Here is a 16,334-nt window from a genome sequence, read left to right as displayed (position 1 = left end):
CGTTCAGGTGATCGACTCCGGACGTGCGGTGCCATGTCGCGCGGGTGTGTACGTTCGGTGCTTGTGAAGCTGGTGGTGCAGGTCAAGCTGCTGCCGACGCCCGTGCAGGCGGCGGCGCTCGAGGCGACCCTGCACGCCTGCAACGAGGCCGCCGCCTGGGTGAGCGAGGTGGCCTTCGAGCGCGGGGAGTTCAAGAACTTCACCGTGCGCAGGCGGGTCTACGGGGAGGTCAAGTCCCGCTGGGGCCTGGGCGCGCAGGCCGCCCAGCACGTGATCAAGAAGACGTGCGACGCGTACACCACGCTCAGGGCGAACCTGAAGGCCGGAAACCTGGGCCGGCCCGGCTCGAAGCGCTACCGCCGGGCGACCGAGAAGCCCATCGCCTTCCGCCCGCAGGGCGCGCAGCCCTACGACGACCGGATGCTGTCCTGGCAGATCGCCGAGCGGCGGGTGTCGATCTGGACGGTCTCCGGGCGGGTCAAGGACGTGGCCTTCACCGCCTCCCCGGAGCAGCTGGCCACCCTGACGCTGTACCGCAGGGGCGAGTCCGACCTGGTCTGCCGGGACGGCATGTGGTTCCTGAACGCCACCTGCGAGGTCCCCGAGGCCGAACCGAACACGGATCCGGTGGACTTCCTCGGCATCGACCTGGGCATCGTCAACATCGCCACCACCTCGGACGGCGAGATCATGGCCGGACGCGAGCTGAACCGCATCCGGGTCCGTGAGCGCGGCCTGCGCACCAAGCTGCAGAAGAAGAACACCCCGTCCGCCAGGCGTCGGCTGAGGAAGCGGCGCCGCAAGGAGGCGCGGCGGGCGAAGGACATCAACCACAAGATCGCGAAGCATGTGGTGGCCGAGGCGGAACGCACCGGTCGCGGGATCGCCCTGGAAGACCTCACGGGCATCCGCGAACGGGTACGGCTTCGCAAGCCCCAACGGGCCACCCACTCCAGCTGGTCCTTCGCCCAGCTGGGACAGTTCATCGCGTACAAGGCCCGCCGCGCGGGGGTGCCGGTGGTGCACGTCGATCCGGCGTACACCTCCCGCACCTGCGCCGAATGCGGCCACATCGACAGGGCGAACCGGGTCTCACAGGCCTGGTTCGCGTGCCGGTCCTGCGGATTCGTTGATCACGCGGACCGATGGGGGCACCTCCCGCTCGAGCGAAGCCGAGAGCGGGGGAGGCTCCCGCAACATCCGCGCACGCGCGTGGGAGTTGTGGCGACGCGGGGCCCCGTCAACGGCCCCTGCCCCACCCCCGAAACGTCGGGGTGGGGCTGGACGCAAACGCAGCATCACCGCCAGTGATGCCCGTTGTGCAAGCCCGTCGCTTTAGCGACGGGTAGTTGACCGTCTGCGCCAGATGAAGAAACAGCCGCAGCTCGCGATTGTCATTGAGCATGCCTTCACCTGTGTCTTTCATCTACGGCAACACCCGGCTCCACAGGTTGCGCTCGCCGCAACACGCGGGCGGAGCCTACAACTCGACCATGACCTCGACTGGGGCCTCGACGTATGTCTCCACCGTCTTCCCCCTCGAAACCATGACCGTCCCTGGCGACACCGAGACGATCCTGCGTGGCGGCCAGTATCTCTTCCCCCTGCTGCCGAAGGCCCTCGCGGGTATGCAGCGCATCGGCGTCATCGGCTGTGGCCCTCAAGGTCGTGCCCAGGCAAGTAACTTGAGGGACTTCCCTGGCCGGTACGGACATCCGTGTCGCCGTCGGACTGCGTCCCGATTCCGCCTCGGCCGCCGACGCCCGCGCGCACGGGTTCACCGAGGTGGACGGCACACTCGGCGACTGGCTCGCTGTCACCGCCGAGAGGGTGACCGACAGGCCTTGCGGCAGCCGGTCCCGCCCCGGCGCCGACATATGCAGCACCTCGTACAGGTCGCCGTCGGCCTTGGGAGTGTCGTGCTCCCAGAGGGAGAAGTGGACAAGCTCCCAGCGGCTGGTGTCCACGGCCGCCGCCGCGATCAGCGCACCGCCCTCGCGGACCAGCCGACCGGTCTCGCGTACGGCCTCCTCCGCGATCTCGGTCAACGGCACGCCGTCCGCCGCAGGTTGGCACCGCAGCACCGCGACGCGCGCGGGGGAGCGGGCGGTGCCACCCTCCTCGTACGCCAGCCCGGTCCACTGCCGGACCGACGGCCGCCCGAAGTCGTCGGCGATGCCCTGGAAGGGGCCTCCCCAGAGGAAGGAGTTCATGCCGGCCACGGTGTTCCACAGATAGAACGGGGCGTACTGGTTGACCGGCGACCCGTGTACGCCGCGCTCGCGCATCAGGTACGTCTTGAAGCCGAGGCCTTCCCAGCCGTCCAGCAGGTGCCCCTTGAGGGCGACCCGGTCGCGGATGACGGCCATGTCGTAGTCGGCGGGGAGGGTGAGCGCGTACTGCATGGCGTGCAACGAGTGCCTCCTCAGGCGGGACGGTCTTTCGGGGCGGCGGTCGCGAGCAGGGACAGCAGCCCCCGTACACCCGCGTCGAACGCCGTGGGTGAACCGGATGCGCGGGCCAGGACATAACCACCCTGGACGATCGCGACGACGGCTGCCGCGATCTCCTCGCCGTCCAGCGAGGGCGCGAACTGGCCCTGTTCCTGGCCCTCTTCGACGATCCCGGCGAGCCGTTCACGCAGCCAGTCGAGCGTCTCGTCGACGGGCGCCCGCAGTTCTTCGTCGGCGATCACGTCCGGGTCCATCGTCAGCCGCCCGATCGGACAGCCGCGCAGCACATCGCGCTCGCGCCGCAGATACGCCTCGATGCGCTCGTACGGCGTTCCCGGACCGTCGAGTACTCCCGCGGCGGTAGCCCGCATCTCCTCGGCGGTCCGCCGGATCGCGGCCAGGGCGAGGTCAGGCTTCCCCTTGAAATGGTGGTACATGCTGCCCTGTCCGGCGCCCGCGCGCTCCAGGATTGCCTTGGGGCTGGTGCCCACGTAGCCGCGTTCCCACAGCAGCTCACGGGTGGACTGGATCAGACGCTCCGACGTGCTCATGCAGGCACTGTACATACTAGTAGTTACAGAAGTCGAGCCCTCAAGGAGCAGCGGTGAGCAGCTCGCGTACTCCCGCGGAGGTACGCGCACTGCCGCTGGCCGTACGACGACCCGGGACCCCCTGCGGGACGACTCTCGGAAGCGACACGCAAGGACATCGCAGAGCGCATCGCTACCGAGGAGTTGACCGATCATGCAGACCCTGGCGCACTTCGGCGACGGCGGGCCCGGCCCGTGGATCCTGTTCTTCCCGGTGATCTGGGCACTGGTCATCGGCGGCGGCATCGCGCTGCTGCGCCGCACGATATGGCGCGGACGCCGCGGCCCCTGGCGAACGGCCGCCGAGGACAACTCACCCATCACCGTGCTCGGCCACCGCTTCGCCTCCGGCGATATCGACGAGGACGAATACTGGCGGCGGCTCTCCGTCCTGGACGAGCAGTTCGGCCGGACCGGAAAGGGCGGTGCGGCATGACCACCACGACGACCACCACGCGCACCGCCGCCCGCGTCGTCGACGCTGTGAAGGTGTACGGCAACGGCGACACCAGCGTGCGGGCCCTGGACGGGGTGAGCGTCGACTTTCCGGTCGGCCGCTTCACCGCGATCATGGGGCCCTCGGGCTCCGGAAAGTCCACCTTGATGCACTGCGCGGCCGGACTCGACACGCTCACCTCGGGCGCAGCCCACATCGGCGACACCGAGCTGAGCACGCTCGACGACCGCCGCCTCACCCTGCTGCGTCGCGACCGCGTCGGCTTCGTGTTCCAGACGTACAACCTGGTGCCGACGCTGACCGTCGCGGAGAACATCACGCTGCCCCTGGACCTGGCGGGCGGCAAGGGCGACATCCGTGACAAGGAATGGATCGACGCGCTGATCGATGTCGTCGGCCTGCGCGGCCGGCTGCACCACCGGCCCTCCGAGCTCTCCGGCGGCCAGCAGCAACGCGTCGCCGTGGCACGGGCGTTCGCCGGCCGGCCGGACGTCGTCTTCGCCGACGAGCCGACCGGCAACCTGGACTCCCGCTCCGGCGAGGAAGTCCTCGGCCTTCTCGGCCGCACGGTGCGTCAGACGGCCCGCACGGTCGTCATGGTCACCCACGACCCCGTGGCCGCCGCCCACGCCGACGAGGTCGTGTTCCTCGCGGACGGGCGCCTGGTCGACCGTATGACCTCCCCGACCGCCGACAAGGTCCTAGACCGCATGAAAGCCTTCGAGGTGCCGTCATGAACGCGTCCCTGCGCATCAGCGTGTCGTCCCTGCGCGCCCACAAACGGCGCTTCGCCGGTACGTTCCTGGCGGTGCTCCTCGGAGTCGCGTTCCTCACCGGCACCCTCGTCATGGGCGACACCCTGCGCGCCGGCTTCGACACGATGTTCGGCAACGCGACGAGCGGCACCGACGCCGTCGTCCGCAGCGCCGACACCATCACCACGCCGGGTGAGAGCCAGGGCGTACGACAGCCTGTCGACACCGGCCTGGTGAAGAGGATCGAGAACACGCCCGGCGTCGCCGCCGCCGTCCCCAGCATCGAGGGCGCGGGCCAGCTCATCGGCGCCGACGGCGACCCCATCGGCGGCGCGGGACCGCCCACGCTCGCGGGCAACTGGATCGACGACCAGAAGCTCAATCCGTACCAACTCGCCGAAGGGCGCGCCCCATTGAAGTCCGGCGAGGTCGTCGTCAACCGCGGCACCGCCGAGCGGGGCGACCTGAGGATCGGCGACACCACGACCTTGCGTACGCCCGACCCGGTCAAGGTGACGATCGTCGGTCTCGCGACCTTCGGCGGCGAGGACGGCATGGCGCAGGTGACGTTCACCGGTATGACGCAGGCCGACGCCGAGAAATACCTGACCGCGAAGCCCGGAGAGGCTGCGAGCATCCAGGTGCGGGCCGGTCCCGGCGCCAGCCAGCAGGAGCTGGTGGACGCCCTGACTCCCGTACTGCCCAAGGGAATCGAGGCGATCACCGGTCAGGAGTCGGCCGCGGAGAACACGGATATGATCTCCGGCCAGTTCCTGAGCCTGTTCACCACCTTCCTGCTGGTGTTCTCGGGCGTAGCGCTACTGGTCGCGACGTTCTCCATCCACAACACCTTCGCGATCGTCTTGGCCCAACGCACCCGGGAGAACGCCCTGTTGCGTGCACTTGGTGCCTCGCGCAGGCAGGTCACCGTCTCGACGCTCGTCGAGGCGAGCGCAGTCGCCATCGTGGCGTCCGCGGCGGGTCTCGCGGGCGGTGTCGGCATCGCGGCCGGGCTGCAGGCGCTGTTCCCGGCGATCGGATTCCCGTTCCCCGACGGCGACTTGGTGATCGGCGGCCTGTCCATGCTGCTGCCGCTGGTGGTCGGCATCGTGGTCTGCCTCGGCTCCGCGCTGCTGCCCGCCGTCCGCGCCGGACGCACCGCACCGCTCGCTGCGCTGCGGGAGACGGCCCTCGACCAGTCAGGCGCTTCCCGCACCCGCGCCGTCGTGGGTGGCGGACTCGGCGCGCTGGCCGTGGCGGTCACCCTGACCGGGGTGTTCGTGAACCCGTCCCTGTGGCTCGCGGGCTCCGGCGCCCTCCTGGCGCTCGCGGCCTTCGTGGTCCTCGGCCCGGTCGCCTCGACCACGGCCGTACGCGCCCTCGGCGGCCCGCTCGACCGGCTGCGCGGTGTCACCGGCGGGCTGGCCAGGCGCAACGCCCTGCGCAGCCCGAAGCGGACCGCCGCCACCGCGAGCGCGCTGATGATCGGTGTCGCCGTCGTCTCGCTGTTCACGGTGTTCGGTGCCTCGCTGAAGGCCACCATGGACCAGACGGTGTCGCGGTCCTTCGCGGGCGACGTGGCCGTCAGCACCCCGTCGTTCGGAGCGGGCGGCAGCGGACTGAGCCCGCGGCTCGTCGGCGCCATCGGGGAGCGGCCCGAGGTGGACACGGCCGTCGGTCTCGGCCGCGGTGTCGCCGAAGTCGACGGCAAAGGGCGCGCGTTGACGGTCACCGACCCGGCCGCGCTGGAGCGCACCTTCGACCTCGGCACGGTCCAGGGCTCGATGCGGAACCTCGGCGCGGACGGTATCGCCATCACCGAGAACGAGGCCGGAGAGCAGGGCCTCAAGACCGGCGACACGGCCCAACTCACCTTCACCGACGGCAAGAAGGGGACCTTCACGGTCCGCGCGCTCTACGGTCAGTCGGAACTCGCGGGCGAGTACGTCATCACCCGCGAGGCCTGGGCCCCGCACCGCACCCAGGACTCCGACACCCTCGTCGCCGTCTCCTTCAAGAACGGCGTGAGCACGGCCGACGGCAAGGCGGCGGTCGAGAAGGTCGCTGCGGCCTACGGCAACCCCGAGGTGCAGACGCGCGACGAGTACGCACAGTCCTCGGCGGGAGGCATCGACATGATGCTCACCCTGGTCTACGCACTGCTCGCGCTCGCCGTGCTGATCGCGCTGCTGGGCATCGCCAACACGCTGACGCTCGCGATCCACGAACGCACCCGCGAACTGGGCCTGTTGAGGGCGGTCGGGCAGACCCGGGCGCAGCTGCGCGCCATGGTCCGCTGGGAGTCGGTCCTGGTCGCCGCGTTCGGCACGGTCGGCGGACTCGTCCTGGGCGGTTTCCTGGGCTGGGTGCTCGTCAAGGCGTCCGACGGCGCCAGCGACAGTGCTTTCGCCTTCTCCCTGCCGTCCACCCAGCTCGCGCTGGTGGCGCTCGTGGGCATCGCGGCCGGAGCGCTCGCGGGCCTGCGGCCCGCCCGGCGGGCCGCACGACTGGATGTGCTGCGGGCCATCGCCTCCGGCGGTTGAGCGGAGGGCGCCTGCGGGGGTGGTGGGTTCGGTCCTTGGGCACTGCGGGTCTGTCGTGGCTGGTCGCGCAGTTCCCCGCGCCCCTGAAGGGGCGCTCCCGGCGGAGTCCGCCATCACGCTCGCCAGCCACCATGCTCACCAGCCGCAACGAACCCCGCAGTTTCCCACCAGCGGAAGGGGACGTGGGCCGGTGCGTCGTATGCCCGTCGCGTAGGTTCTGTCTCGGCCCACCTACGCCCGGTATCGGCAAAGGGCCGTTTGCCCTGTTGGCGACGGGCTGACGCACCGGCCCACGGCCCCGACCCACCACCCACCCCAGGGGCGCGGGGCGTTGACATTGGCGGCTCCGCCGCGGGGCGCGACAAGCCACAGCGAACCGGCAGTCGCCAACAAACCGACCCCCTTCCCGACAGGCGCCCTGCGCCACCGCCGGAGGCACGGCGCGAGCAACCACTGCGAACCCGCAGCCTCTAACCAACCGCGCCCAGCGGAGCGCGTCGCGCCGGCGCCTCCGTAACCGCGCCGTACGGCGGACAGGGCGGCAGTGTCACCGCAGGGGACGGCGCCGCGAGCGTGAACCACACGACCTTGCCGGACTCGCCGTCCGGCCGAACCCCCCAGCTCTCGCTCATCGCGGCGACCATCGCAAGGCCGCGACCGCAGGTGGCGGAGGCGTCGGCGTCCTGGACCTCGGGAAGCCGGGGATCGTGGTCATGCACCGAGACCGTGAGCCGGTCGAGCAGCAGCTCGATCTCCACGGTGCAGACCTTGTCGGGCTCGGCGTGCTGGTGAACGTTGGTCAACAGCTCGGTCACACCGAGCGCGGCCCGGTCTATCAAGGGGTCGAGATGCCAGTAGCGCAATTGCGCCGAGACGATCCTGCGGACCTGGCCGATCCGCGACGGCAGGGCTTGGAGCTCCACCGTGCAGTGCCTGCTTGGCTGGCTGATCACGGCTGCGACTCCCCGAAATGAGGTCCGGAAGAAGACGAGTACGGATCCAGCAGGGTGCCTGAGTACAACGACCGCCTGCTGTTCGTGACCGGCGCACGCTGCTTCACAGCGTTATCACCGGTGAACCCAGAGTGACGTGGGATCAGCGTGACTCAGGGGATGGGGTCCTGCAACTCGTGGCACTCTCAGTGACCGCGCCCCGCCGCCTTGCGTACCGCCTCGATGAACCGGCGGGCGGCAGGCGGTCCGGGCTCCCCCGGAGCGGGGTCGTGTTCGCCCAGGGTGAGTGTGTAGCGGGTGCCGTTGACCTCCGCCAATGCGCGGTCCTCATGAGCGAACCACGGCTTCGACGCGCGGACCGCCCGCACGGGTGCGCTGTCGATCTCGCTGCCGTAACTGGTGAGCAACTCCAGCCTGCCGTCGCTGATCCGGACCTGTCCGGCCCGGGTGAGCGAACGCAGCCTCTTTCCGATCCGTACGCCGGTGGCCGTGAACTCCGGCTCCGCCATGATGCCCCGCCCCCTTGTGCGCTACGACTGTGCTCCGGTCCTGATCCAGTGTGCGTCGCGCCCGGGATCGCCGTCTCGTGTCGGGTTCGCCGTCCCCTGCGGTGCAGTCTGCACGTCCCTCGCGTCGAGCACCAGTGCGCGCGCGGGTGTCAGGCGCACGGTTCGGCGCACTCGGGCGGATGCGCCCCCCGCCGCTGTGTGCCAGTGGTTCCTTTGAGGTGCTCAAAGGTACGTTTATGCAGGTGAGAAGCGTGCGGAAGCTGTCTATGATCGAGACGCCCGACCCGCCGAACCGGTGTCGGCCCATCCCTAAGGAGCCCGGCCGTGACAACCCCAGAGCAGGCCCGCACCCACGAGCCGATGGCCACCCTCGATGTCGACCACAGCGACACGGAGTACCGGCACTGGCTCAAGGAAGCCGTACGCAAGGTCCAGGCCGACGCCAACCGCTCCGCCGACACCCACCTGCTGCGCTTCCCGCTGCCCGAGGCCTGGGGTATCGACCTGTACCTCAAGGACGAGTCCACCCACATCACGGGCAGCCTCAAGCACCGCCTCGCCCGCTCGCTGTTCCTGTATGGCCTGTGCAACGGCTGGATCCGGCGCGGCCGACCCGTCATTGAGGCGTCCAGCGGCTCCACGGCCGTCTCCGAGGCGTACTTCGCGAAGCTGATCGGGGTGCCTTTCATTGCGGTCATGCCCCGCACGACCAGCGCCGAGAAGTGCCGACTGATCGAATTCCACGGCGGGCAGTGCCACTTCGTGGACGACCCGCGCAAGATGTACGAGGAGTCCGCCGCCCTCGCGGCCGAGACCGGCGGCCACTACATGGACCAGTTCACCTACGCGGAACGGGCCACGGACTGGCGCGGCAACAACAACATCGCCGAATCGATCTACCGTCAGCTGAAGTTGGAGCGCTATCCCGAGCCCGCTTGGATCGTCGCCACGGCCGGCACCGGTGGCACGTCGGCGACCATCGCCCGCTATGTGCACTACATGCAGCACGACACCCGTATCTGCGTGGCCGACCCGGAGAATTCCTGCTTCTTCGAGGGCTGGACGACGGGCAACGCGGACGTCACCACCGACTGCGGTTCACGCATCGAGGGCATCGGCCGGCCACGCATGGAGCCGAGCTTCGTACCGGGCGCCGTCGACCGGATGATGAAGGTGCCGGACGCGGCGAGCGTGGCCGCCGTACGCGCACTGGAACAGTCCATCGGCCGCAAGGCGGGCGGCTCGACCGGCACCGGGCTGTGGAGCGCGCTGAAGATCGTCGCCGAAATGGTGGCCATGCGCCGCACGGGAAGCGTCGTCACGCTGCTGTGCGACCCCGGGGACCGCTACCTGGACAAGTACTACTCGGACGAGTGGCTGGCCGCACAGGGGCTGGACATCGCGCCGTACGCGAAGGCGATCGAGTCATTGCTGGCTACGGGGGTGTGGCCGGACTAGGCGTGATCGGGGTGCACGCACGCGTACGGCTCATGCCCGTGCTGAGGCGAGCCGCCGGTCCAGCCTCGTCACCGCGTCCCGGAACGCGCGCCCCAGCCCCGGCCGCCCCAGCTTCACAGTGAAGCGGAACGCCGCGGTCCCGTCGGCGGCCCAGGTCCACTGCACCCGCGTACCCGTGCCGTGCGGGGTCAGCCGCCACTCCTCGACGAGGGCACGGACCCCGGGGGCGTTCGTCTCGTCCACGCGATACGTGTACACCTCGGCGGTCTCGGACGCGATCACCGTCTCCTGGAAGCGCGTACCGCCCTTGAGCCGGATCTGCCGCCCCGCGCCGCCCTCGGTCGGCCGGGCCAGCGTCACCGCCGAGAACCATTCCGGCCAGCCGGCCACGTCCTCGGCCAGCGCACGGAAGACCGCCTCCGGAGACGCGCTCACCACTCTCGCGAACACCAGGCGCACAGGAGCGGAACGGACGAAGTCGAGCCCCACCGGGCGCAGTTGGCGAGTCACGTGCGAATACCCCCTCGCGGGAACGGAATCCGGACCGTGTCAGACCCGAGGTGAAGCGGTGAAACACGGGCGCACGGTCACGATAACTGGCGGTCCGTCAGATGTCTGTATCTTCCTCGCGCTCGCCCGCCACCACCAGGCGCCGCAGATGCTCGGAGACCTCAGCGCGTGCCTCGGCGGGCAGCCCGCCGTCCGTGACCAGCGTGTCGACCTGTTCCAGAGCGGCGAACGAACTCAGCCCCACCGTGCCCCACTTGGTGTGGTCCGCGACCACGACGACACGCCGCGCGGACTGCACGAGCCGCCGGTTCGTCTCGGCCTCCGCCAGGTTCGGCGTCGACAGGCCCGCCTCGACCGAGATGCCGTGCACACCGAGGAACAGCACATCGAAGTGCAGTGCCCCGATCGCCTGGTCGGCGACCGGTCCCACGAGCGAGTCCGAAGGCGTACGCACACCACCCGTCAGTACGACCGTGGCCGCACCCTGCCGCTGTCCGGAGGTGCGCTGCGCCGCATGGAAGACATCGGCCACCCGCACCGAGTTGGTCACCACCGTCAGGTCCGGCACATCGAGGAGCTGATGCGCGAGCGCGTACGTCGTCGTACCGCCCGACAGGGCGATCGCCGTGCCCGGCGCGACCAGGCTCGCCGCGGCCCGCGCGATGTCCTCCTTGGCGGTCAGCTCCAGTCCCGACTTGGCCTCGAAGCCCGGCTCATGAGTGCTCGCCTCGACCACCGGGACCGCGCCGCCGTGCACCTTCTCCACCATGCCCTGTCGGGACAGCGCATCCAGATCGCGGCGGACGGTCATGTCGGAGACGCCGAGCTTCCTGGTGAGCTCGTTGACGCGGACGCCGCCGCGCCGCCGGACCTCGTCGAGGATCAGAGCGCGGCGCTGCTCCGCGAGGAGGTTCTGATTCTCACTCACGTCCGCTCCGGTCCCTTCGACTCGTTCTGCCCGACACTGCCTCGAACCCCCTCCGACTCGTCCGACCCCCTTCGACGAGGACATTCTCCCCGCCGGAGGTCCCAAGGGCGTCCCATACTCGCACGGGTGACCTCCCCTCGCGCCACTGCGTGTGCCCACGCGCACACGTCACGCGGGCAACGCGGGTCCGTCACAGTCACACGGATCGGGGAGATTCCGTGCCCAGGGGTGCGCACCTGGCCCGCAGCCGGGATTCTTGTACCTGCACATGACACATGCCACCAGGCATCACGGGGGAAGCGAAGACAGTGGAGCGTTCACAGGAGCGTGCCTCGGCGGGGCAGGCGACCAGCCCCGAGCGGCGGCCCGAAACGGCCGACACCGCACTTGAACTTCTGGTCCACGGCGTGGGCGGCACCACGCCCGAGGAGATGCTGAACGATCCGCGTACCGTGCGGATCACCGGCGACGAGACGGCCGCCGTCTTCCGCCGCGTCGACGACGCCGATGCGGAGAAGCGGCCCGACGACTACCGCGGCAAGCCGGTGCCCGAGGCGTACGTATGGTGCAACCTCACCTCCGGGAACGGCGCCCGCGCTCTGTGGCTGCTGCTCCTTCCGTTCATGGTGATCAATCTCGCCCACTGGATGCGACCCACGGTGAGCGACAACCGGACGAGGAAGGTACGCCTCTACGGCCTGCTCGTCCGGCTGGTGAGTCTCACTCTCACGGTGCTGCTGGTCGCCGCCGCCTGCGAGGTGGCCCTCGACCTCGCGGCCTGGCAGTGCGCGGGCACGCGCGCGTGCGCCGCGGATCACTCCTGGCTGGGCTTTCTGGCACCGGACGAGTCCGGTGCCGGCTGGTGGAGCCAGCCCGGCCGCCGCCTCGCCCTCGCCGCCGTGGTGCCGGCCGCTCTCACCGGTCTCCTGTGGTACCTCTCCCACCGCACCTGGAGCGCGTACGAGTCCCAGCAGCCGATGACCGACGGGGCCGACCTGGACGAAGACACCGGCCGTCTGGGCCTGGGCCGCCCCGGCTTTTGGTACGGGCGCCGCCTGGTGGCCCGGCTGCGCGCCGCCCACACCGCCGCAGGGCTGGTGACGGTCACCGCCGGCGTCGGCACCTCCGCCGCCCGCCACGACCGTGGGGACGGCGGGCCGGTCGTCCTGGAGGCGCTGGGCTGGCTCCTGAACGCAACACTCGTCGTGGGCACGGTCGTTGTGGTGTGGGTCGTCTGCCGCAGGGGCCGCAGCGAGAGGCGACTCGACCGGCAACTCGACGAGGCCCTGGTGCGCTGGCTGCCCATCGGCTCGCTGATCCTGCTCACCCTCACCATCGTGTACGCGGGCTGGTCGCGTCCGGAGTGGCGGTCGGTCCATCGGCTGCCGGGTGACGCGACCTTCGGCGGCATCGTCCTCGTCCAGGGCCTTCTCGTGATCGCGATCGGCGTGGTCGCCCACCTCCTCTACCGCTCCCACCCCGGCCCCCGCACCGCGATGCGCGGACTGGCCGGGCCCTCCGTCGCCATGCTGGCCTGCGCGCTCGGCGGCGTGTTCTCCGGCGGCGTGGCCCAGCGCGTCGCCGACTGGCTCGACGGCACCGGAGGCTCGATCAAGGGCCCGCCGGTGTTCCTGACCTGGCAGGCGTCCGTCATCCCGCCCCTCCTCGTCGTCCTCCTGGCGCTCTTCGCCTGGCTGGCCCGGCGCACGGTGCAACTGCGCCGCACCGCGATGAGCGAGGTGGATCAGGACTATCCCTCGGAACCCAAGGACACCGAGCGCACCCGACGCATCGCGCGCACGCGCGCGATGGCCTCGCTCACCGACCGGGCTCCCCGCATCATCGGCATCACCTCCACCGTGACGCTCCTGCTGGGCATCGTGGCCCTGGCGGGCGCCATGACGGCCGACGAGGTGCCGGGCGAGGCCGCGCAAGGGACGTACGCCTTTGTGGAGGGCGCGGCCGAGACCGCGCAGGCGCTCGGCTCCTGGCTGATCGGCGTCGGCTTCATACTGTTCGTCACCTGGGGCCGCCGTGCCTACAAGGACCCCTCGGCCCGGCGGACCATCGGCATCCTGTGGGACGTCGGTACGTTCTGGCCGCGCGCGGCACATCCCTTCGCACCCCCTTGCTACGCCGAGCGCGCCGTGCCCGACCTGACCTGGCGCATGGCCACCTGGACGCGCACGACAGGCGGACGTCTGGTCATTTCCGGGCACTCCCAGGGCAGCGTCCTCGCCGCCGCAGCGGCCTGGCAGCTCACCCCGTCGGTCCGCAAGCGAGTCGCGCTGCTGACCTACGGCTCACCCCTGGAGCGGCTCTACGGGCGCTGGTTCCCGGCCCACTTCGGTCCCGACGCGCTCAGCGGCCTGCACCGCGAGGTCGACTGCTGGCGCAATCTCCACCGGGCCACCGACCCCATCGGCGGCCCCGTCAGGCTGCCCGGCGACTGCGGCCCGAAGGTCGACCGCGAGCCTCTCAAGGACCCTCTCGCCTACGGCCGGACCGCCGAACACCCACTGCCCGCGCCGATCCTCGGGCACTCCGACTACCAGGCGGACCCTGCGTTCGCCGAGGAGCGGCAGCGGCTGCTCACCCGGCTCAGGCCGGATGTGCCGGGACCGCGCCCGGAAGGCGGGGCCCTTGGACCTCATGAGTGTGATCCGGGCACGCCGCCCGGTGGCGATTCTCGGCCCGGTCCGGGCGCGGACGGCAAGCCTCAGGGCAACTCGGGCAAGTCCTCGGCGTAGAGCAGGGTGAGGTCGTCCGTGCTCGGCTCGGTGAACTGGGCGACCCGGCCCGCGTGCCGCTCCACCATCGCCTCGAACGTCTGCCGCGCGGTGCGGCCGTTGCCGAACGCGGGCCCCTTCGGGATGGCCGTGAAGTACTTCAGCAGCGCCTCACCCGCGCCCGGCGCCAGCCGGTACTCGTGCTCCTCGGCCTGCTGCTCCACGATCCGCAGCAGCTCCTCGGGAACGTAGTCGCTGAAAGTGATGGTCCGTGAGAAGCGGGACGCCACCCCGGGGTTGACGCGAAGGAAGCGCTCCATCTCGGCCGTGTATCCAGCGACGATGACGACCACCGCCTCCCGGTGGTCCTCCATCAACTTCACGAGCGTGTCGATGGCCTCGCGCCCGAAGTCGCGTCCCGAGTCCTCCGGCGACAGCGCGTACGCCTCGTCGATGAACAGCACGCCTCCGCGCGCCTTGTCGAAGGCCTCCTGCGTACGGATGGCCGTGGAGCCGATGTGCTCGCCGACCAGATCGACCCGGGACACCTCGACGAGATGGCCCTTCTCCAGGACGCCGAGCGAGGCCAGGATCTCGCCGTACAGCCGGGCGACGGTCGTCTTTCCGGTGCCGGGGGAGCCCGTGAATACCAGATGGCGCCGTACGGAGGCCGCCTTGAGGCCCGCCTGCTGGCGGCGGCGGCCCACCTCGATCATGTCGGTGAGGGCACGCACCTCGCGCTTGACGCTGTCGAGGCCCACCAGCGCGTCGAGTTCACCGAGCACGGCCTTCGACGAGCGTGCGGGCCGCTCCGGCTGCCCGGGCGGCTGAGCCGTGACGAACGGCTCCTGCTCGGTCGTGCGCTGCCCCGGGATGGCGCCCAGCAGGCCGGTGGAGTGGCTCGTCGTCTCCACGGCCGTCTGAGCTGCCGGAGGCCGCACCCCGGCGCTCTCGTCGCTTGTGCAGTCCTCGACGATGGGCCCGCTGCCGGACGCCTGGTCGCCGCCCGCGTCCGCGAACTCGTAACCCCCGCGCGCGCAACGCTCCGTACGGCATTTCCTGAGCGTCGTACGGCAGCCGTCGATCACATGGAAGCCGTAGCCCCCGCTGCCCGTGACCCTGCAGCCGTGGAAGCTGCCGCGGCCCCCGGCCGACACATAGAAACCGGCCTCCGCGGGCGAGTCGACCGTGCACCGCTCGACGGTGGGGTCGGCGCCCTTGGTCACGATCACACCCGTCTGCGCACTGTCGATGGTGCAGCCGGACAGGGTGCCACCGCTGCCGTGATCCCGGAACCAGGCGCCCGTCGCGGCGTCCCGGATCCGGCAGTCGTCGAGCTGCGCGGTGGCGCCGTCGCTCACCGACACCGCGGTGTTGCGCACCTGCCACAGATCGCTGTCGACGACATCGGCACGCGAGCCGCGGTCGAGCACGAAGAGGGCGTCCGGCACGTCGTGCACCCGGCACGAGTCGAGTACCACGGTCGCGCCGTCGCTGACCCAGACCGCGGGGTAGTCGCCCGTACTGTCATGGATCTCGCACTGGTTGGCGTCCACGCGCGTGCCCGGATCCCACACCGACAGCCCATTGCGCCCGAACTGCCGCACCGTGGAACGGGTCATCGTGAGGACCGAGCGGGAGCGAAGATCGACCGCGTTCTCCGGGATGTCGTGGATCCGGCAGTCGGCGAGCGTCAGAACGGCGTCCGTGTCGAGCGTGACACCGTCCGCCGTGGTCCGGTGGACGACGCAGTCGGTGAGATGCGCCGTCGCCCGCGCCGTGACCTGGACGCCGCTGCCCCTGACCTCGTACACCTCGCAGCCGACGGCCTCCAGCGCGGAAGCTTCACCGGTCACCGACAGGCCCGCCCCCGAGGCGTGGTGCACCCGGCAGCGTTCCAGTCGCGGATGGGCGGCGTCGCGCACGGCGATGCCCGACTGGCCGGCCGCCACGACCTCGCAGTCCTCGAACACCCCGCCCCCGCCGTCCAGTACGGCGATGCCGACACCTGCCGGATTGTCGACCGTGCAGCGCCGCACGGTCGGACGCGCACCGCCGCGCACCTCGATCCCCGCTGCGGAACGCGTGACGATCCGGATGTCCATGAGCTCCGGAGCGCCCTCCTCGACGAGCAGCGCGGGCGCCGCCGCGTCCTGGCCCTCCACGAGCAGGTCCTGGACGACGGCGGACGCGCGCACCGTGAGCGGCACACCGTCGACGGGTGCGATCCGTACGGAACCGGGGGAGCCCTCCGGGCCACGCAGGGTCACCGTCCGCTGGACGACGAGGTTCTCCCGGTACGTACCGGGCGCGACGGTGAGCACATCACCGTCGCCCGCGGCCTCCAGGGCGGCGGCGAGCGATGCGTACTCACCCGTGCGGCGTCGCCACCGAGACGTGCCGGTGTGCGTCACCTGGACCGTGCCCTGTGCCATGGCGCTGTTGTGCC

General features: G+C 70.6%; 11 protein-coding genes and 2 pseudogenes. 6 read left to right on the top strand and 7 right to left on the bottom strand.

The genetic code is table 11. From position 1 onward, the window contains the following. The first annotated feature begins 63 nt into the window (after window positions 1-63). Window positions 64-1,339 (top strand): annotated as a pseudogene (locus ACFYO0_RS10950) (RNA-guided endonuclease InsQ/TnpB family protein). Between the two features lie 502 nt (window positions 1,340-1,841). On the opposite strand, the pseudogene ACFYO0_RS10945 reads toward ACFYO0_RS10950, so the two are convergent. Together ACFYO0_RS10945 and ACFYO0_RS10940 are read right to left on the bottom strand one after the other, a co-directional pair. Continuing rightward, window positions 1,842-2,414, bottom strand: a pseudogene (locus ACFYO0_RS10945) (DUF4865 family protein); the annotation flags it as partial. 11 nt (window positions 2,415-2,425) lie between these two features. Further along, window positions 2,426-3,004, bottom strand: a complete 579-nt coding sequence (locus ACFYO0_RS10940; protein ID WP_388673442.1) for a TetR/AcrR family transcriptional regulator — start codon at window positions 3,002-3,004, stop codon at window positions 2,426-2,428. 193 nt (window positions 3,005-3,197) lie between these two features. Between ACFYO0_RS10940 and ACFYO0_RS10935 the strand changes: the two genes are divergently transcribed. From ACFYO0_RS10935 to ACFYO0_RS10925, 3 genes are read left to right on the top strand one after another with little or no spacing between them, the layout of a single operon-like run. Further along, window positions 3,198-3,479 (top strand): SHOCT domain-containing protein, encoded by a 282-nt coding sequence (locus ACFYO0_RS10935; RefSeq protein ID WP_388673440.1) that lies wholly within the window; start codon window positions 3,198-3,200, stop codon window positions 3,477-3,479. Continuing rightward, window positions 3,476-4,237: an ABC transporter ATP-binding protein gene (locus tag ACFYO0_RS10930; protein ID WP_388673438.1), complete on the top strand. Its 762-nt coding sequence runs from the start codon at window positions 3,476-3,478 to the stop codon at window positions 4,235-4,237. The genes ACFYO0_RS10935 and ACFYO0_RS10930 overlap by 4 nt, the downstream gene beginning before the upstream one ends. Beyond that, entirely contained in the window at window positions 4,234-6,798 is a 2,565-nt protein-coding gene (locus ACFYO0_RS10925) for an ABC transporter permease (RefSeq protein WP_388673436.1), read from the top strand. Before ACFYO0_RS10930 ends, ACFYO0_RS10925 begins: the two co-directional genes overlap by 4 nt. Before the next feature lie 470 nt (window positions 6,799-7,268). On the opposite strand, the gene ACFYO0_RS10920 is transcribed toward ACFYO0_RS10925, so the two are convergent. Together ACFYO0_RS10920 and ACFYO0_RS10915 are read right to left on the bottom strand one after the other, a co-directional pair. Next, on the bottom strand, window positions 7,269-7,751 hold the full coding sequence (locus tag ACFYO0_RS10920) for an ATP-binding protein (RefSeq protein ID WP_388673434.1): 483 nt from the start codon (window positions 7,749-7,751) through the stop codon (window positions 7,269-7,271). A gap of 185 nt (window positions 7,752-7,936) precedes the next feature. Further along, window positions 7,937-8,260, bottom strand: coding sequence for a hypothetical protein (locus ACFYO0_RS10915; protein ID WP_388673432.1), 324 nt, complete (start codon window positions 8,258-8,260; stop codon window positions 7,937-7,939). Window positions 8,261-8,620: 360 nt separating this feature from the next. Here ACFYO0_RS10915 and ACFYO0_RS10910 point away from each other — a divergent pair, with 360 nt between their 5' ends. Next, a complete protein-coding gene (locus ACFYO0_RS10910; protein WP_388674234.1) occupies window positions 8,621-9,718 on the top strand; it encodes a PLP-dependent cysteine synthase family protein in 1,098 nt (365 codons plus the stop codon). 30 nt (window positions 9,719-9,748) lie between these two features. Here ACFYO0_RS10910 and ACFYO0_RS10905 read toward each other — a convergent pair whose 3' ends face one another. Beyond that, a complete protein-coding gene (locus tag ACFYO0_RS10905) occupies window positions 9,749-10,228 on the bottom strand; it encodes an SRPBCC family protein (protein WP_388673430.1) in 480 nt (159 codons plus the stop codon). Window positions 10,229-10,325: 97 nt separating this feature from the next. Further along, window positions 10,326-11,156, bottom strand: coding sequence for a DeoR/GlpR family DNA-binding transcription regulator (locus tag ACFYO0_RS10900; protein WP_388673428.1), 831 nt, complete (start codon window positions 11,154-11,156; stop codon window positions 10,326-10,328). Window positions 11,157-11,464: 308 nt separating this feature from the next. Between ACFYO0_RS10900 and ACFYO0_RS10895 the strand changes: the two genes are divergently transcribed. Next, on the top strand, window positions 11,465-13,906 hold the full coding sequence (locus ACFYO0_RS10895; RefSeq protein ID WP_388674232.1) for a hypothetical protein: 2,442 nt from the start codon (window positions 11,465-11,467) through the stop codon (window positions 13,904-13,906). Here ACFYO0_RS10895 and ACFYO0_RS10890 read toward each other — a convergent pair. Next, the gene (locus ACFYO0_RS10890) at window positions 13,876-16,320 is read right to left on the bottom strand and encodes a right-handed parallel beta-helix repeat-containing protein (protein ID WP_388673427.1); all 2,445 of its coding nucleotides are present in this window, start codon (window positions 16,318-16,320) and stop codon (window positions 13,876-13,878) included. The genes ACFYO0_RS10895 and ACFYO0_RS10890 overlap by 31 nt on opposite strands. Window positions 16,321-16,334: the final 14 nt, after the last annotated feature.

The sequence above is a fragment of the Streptomyces sp. NPDC006365 genome, assembly GCF_042870755.1.
Taxonomy (GTDB): domain Bacteria; phylum Actinomycetota; class Actinomycetes; order Streptomycetales; family Streptomycetaceae; genus Streptomyces; species Streptomyces xiangluensis.
Note: the sequence above shows the minus strand (reverse complement) of the source record. Positions and strands in the feature narration are given on the sequence as shown.